The sequence below is a fragment of the Escherichia sp. WS33 genome (genome assembly GCF_046486385.1).
Taxonomy (GTDB): Bacteria; Pseudomonadota; Gammaproteobacteria; order Enterobacterales; family Enterobacteriaceae; genus ECMA0423.
The window spans coordinates 1-3,143 of the sequence record NZ_JBJQLJ010000069.1 but is presented as its reverse complement, the minus strand read 5'-3'; the positions used below and the strand labels follow the sequence as shown (position 1 = coordinate 3,143).

Annotated in this window: 2 rRNA genes; both read right to left on the bottom strand. The window is 53.2% G+C overall.

The features are described from left to right. Positions 1-7: 7 nt before the first annotated feature. Positions 8-123, bottom strand: a 5S ribosomal RNA gene (rrf, locus tag ACJHXA_RS23635). Between the two features lie 94 nt (positions 124-217). Continuing rightward, positions 218-3,121: ribosomal RNA gene (locus tag ACJHXA_RS23630) — 23S ribosomal RNA — on the bottom strand. Positions 3,122-3,143: the final 22 nt, after the last annotated feature.

Here is a 3,143-nt window from a genome sequence, read left to right as displayed (position 1 = left end):
ATTTGATGCCTGGCAGTTCCCTACTCTCGCATGGGGAGACCCCACACTACCATCGGCGCTACGGCGTTTCACTTCTGAGTTCGGCATGGGGTCAGGTGGGACCACCGCGCTACGGCCGCCAGGCAAATTCTGTTTTATCAGACCGCTTCTGCGTTCTGATTTAATCTGTATCAGGCTGAAAATCTTCTCTCATCCGCCAAAACACCTTCGGCGTTGTAAGGTTAAGCCTCACGGTTCATTAGTACCGGTTAGCTCAACGCATCGCTGCGCTTACACACCCGGCCTATCAACGTCGTCGTCTTCAACGTTCCTTCAGGACTCTCAAGGAGTCAGGGAGAACTCATCTCGGGGCAAGTTTCGTGCTTAGATGCTTTCAGCACTTATCTCTTCCGCATTTAGCTACCGGGCAGTGCCATTGGCATGACAACCCGAACACCAGTGATGCGTCCACTCCGGTCCTCTCGTACTAGGAGCAGCCCCCCTCAGTTCTCCAGCGCCCACGGCAGATAGGGACCGAACTGTCTCACGACGTTCTAAACCCAGCTCGCGTACCACTTTAAATGGCGAACAGCCATACCCTTGGGACCTACTTCAGCCCCAGGATGTGATGAGCCGACATCGAGGTGCCAAACACCGCCGTCGATATGAACTCTTGGGCGGTATCAGCCTGTTATCCCCGGAGTACCTTTTATCCGTTGAGCGATGGCCCTTCCATTCAGAACCACCGGATCACTATGACCTGCTTTCGCACCTGCTCGCGCCGTCACGCTCGCAGTCAAGCTGGCTTATGCCATTGCACTAACCTCCTGATGTCCGACCAGGATTAGCCAACCTTCGTGCTCCTCCGTTACTCTTTAGGAGGAGACCGCCCCAGTCAAACTACCCACCAGACACTGTCCGCAACCCGGATTACGGGTCAACGTTAGAACATCAAACATTAAAGGGTGGTATTTCAAGGTCGGCTCCATGCAGACTGGCGTCCACACTTCAAAGCCTCCCACCTATCCTACACATCAAGGCTCAATGTTCAGTGTCAAGCTATAGTAAAGGTTCACGGGGTCTTTCCGTCTTGCCGCGGGTACACTGCATCTTCACAGCGAGTTCAATTTCACTGAGTCTCGGGTGGAGACAGCCTGGCCATCATTACGCCATTCGTGCAGGTCGGAACTTACCCGACAAGGAATTTCGCTACCTTAGGACCGTTATAGTTACGGCCGCCGTTTACCGGGGCTTCGATCAAGAGCTTCGCTTGCGCTAACCCCATCAATTAACCTTCCGGCACCGGGCAGGCGTCACACCGTATACGTCCACTTTCGTGTTTGCACAGTGCTGTGTTTTTAATAAACAGTTGCAGCCAGCTGGTATCTTCGACTGATTTCAGCTCCATCCGCGAGGGACTTCACCTACATATCAGCGTGCCTTCTCCCGAAGTTACGGCACCATTTTGCCTAGTTCCTTCACCCGAGTTCTCTCAAGCGCCTTGGTATTCTCTACCTGACCACCTGTGTCGGTTTGGGGTACGATTTGATGTTACCTGATGCTTAGAGGCTTTTCCTGGAAGCAGGGCATTTGTTGCTTCAGCACCGTAGTGCCTCGTCATCACGCCTCAGCCTTGATTTTCCGGATTTGCCTGGAAAACCAGCCTACACGCTTAAACCGGGACAACCGTCGCCCGGCCAACATAGCCTTCTCCGTCCCCCCTTCGCAGTAACACCAAGTACAGGAATATTAACCTGTTTCCCATCGACTACGCCTTTCGGCCTCGCCTTAGGGGTCGACTCACCCTGCCCCGATTAACGTTGGACAGGAACCCTTGGTCTTCCGGCGAGCGGGCTTTTCACCCGCTTTATCGTTACTTATGTCAGCATTCGCACTTCTGATACCTCCAGCATACCTCACAGTACACCTTCACAGGCTTACAGAACGCTCCCCTACCCAACAACGCATAAGCGTCGCTGCCGCAGCTTCGGTGCATGGTTTAGCCCCGTTACATCTTCCGCGCAGGCCGACTCGACCAGTGAGCTATTACGCTTTCTTTAAATGATGGCTGCTTCTAAGCCAACATCCTGGCTGTCTGGGCCTTCCCACATCGTTTCCCACTTAACCATGACTTTGGGACCTTAGCTGGCGGTCTGGGTTGTTTCCCTCTTCACGACGGACGTTAGCACCCGCCGTGTGTCTCCCGTGATAACATTCTCCGGTATTCGCAGTTTGCATCGGGTTGGTAAGTCGGGATGACCCCCTTGCCGAAACAGTGCTCTACCCCCGGAGATGAATTCACGAGGCGCTACCTAAATAGCTTTCGGGGAGAACCAGCTATCTCCCGGTTTGATTGGCCTTTCACCCCCAGCCACAAGTCATCCGCTAATTTTTCAACATTAGTCGGTTCGGTCCTCCAGTTAGTGTTACCCAACCTTCAACCTGCCCATGGCTAGATCACCGGGTTTCGGGTCTATACCCTGCAACTTAACGCCCAGTTAAGACTCGGTTTCCCTTCGGCTCCCCTATTCGGTTAACCTTGCTACAGAATATAAGTCGCTGACCCATTATACAAAAGGTACGCAGTCACACGCCTAAGCGTGCTCCCACTGCTTGTACGTACACGGTTTCAGGTTCTTTTTCACTCCCCTCGCCGGGGTTCTTTTCGCCTTTCCCTCACGGTACTGGTTCACTATCGGTCAGTCAGGAGTATTTAGCCTTGGAGGATGGTCCCCCCATATTCAGACAGGATACCACGTGTCCCGCCCTACTCATCGAGCTCACAGCATGTGCATTTTTGTGTACGGGGCTGTCACCCTGTATCGCACGCCTTTCCAGACGCTTCCACTAACACACACACTGATTCAGGCTCTGGGCTGCTCCCCGTTCGCTCGCCGCTACTGGGGGAATCTCGGTTGATTTCTTTTCCTCGGGGTACTTAGATGTTTCAGTTCCCCCGGTTCGCCTCATTAACCTATGGATTCAGTTAATGATAGTGTGACGAATCACACTGGGTTTCCCCATTCGGAAATCGCCGGTTATAACGGTTCATATCACCTTACCGACGCTTATCGCAGATTAGCACGTCCTTCATCGCCTCTGACTGCCAGGGCATCCACCGTGTACGCTTAGTCGCTTAACCTCACAACCCGAAGATGTTTCTT